Origin of the sequence: Desertibacillus haloalkaliphilus (assembly GCF_019039105.1) — a bacterium.
In the GTDB taxonomy this organism is placed as follows: domain Bacteria; phylum Bacillota; class Bacilli; order Bacillales; family KJ1-10-99; genus Desertibacillus; species Desertibacillus haloalkaliphilus.
On sequence record NZ_JAHPIV010000509.1, the window covers coordinates 1 to 345 of the forward strand.

1 protein-coding gene is annotated in these 345 nt (G+C 52.2%); it reads right to left on the minus strand.

Annotated elements, in window-relative coordinates; all coding sequences use genetic code 11:
• Positions 1 to 345, minus strand: a 345-nt coding sequence (locus KH400_RS30335; RefSeq protein ID WP_217228613.1) for a hypothetical protein, incomplete at both ends; no start/stop codon positions are given.

Here is a 345-nt window from a genome sequence, read left to right on the forward strand (position 1 = left end):
CCTTTCCCCCTTCTTCTCCTCTCCTCCCCTCTTTCCCTTTCTCCCCTTTCTTCTTTTTCTTCTTCTTTTTTCCCTCTTTCTCTTCTCTTCCCTTCCTCCTCTTTTTCCCCCTTTCCCCCCCCCTCTTTTCCCTCCCTTTCCCCCTTTTCCCCCTCCTTCTCTCTCCTTCTTCCCCTCTCCCCCTTCTTTTTCCCCCTTCCCCCCCTCTCTCCCTCCCCCCTTTCTCTCCTTCTTCCCTCCTTCTTCTTCTTTTTTTTTCCCTCCTCCCCTTTTCCCTTTCCCTTTCCTTCCCCTCCCTTTTCTCTCTCCTTTCCTTCCCTTCTTCTTTCTCCTTCCCTCCCTCTT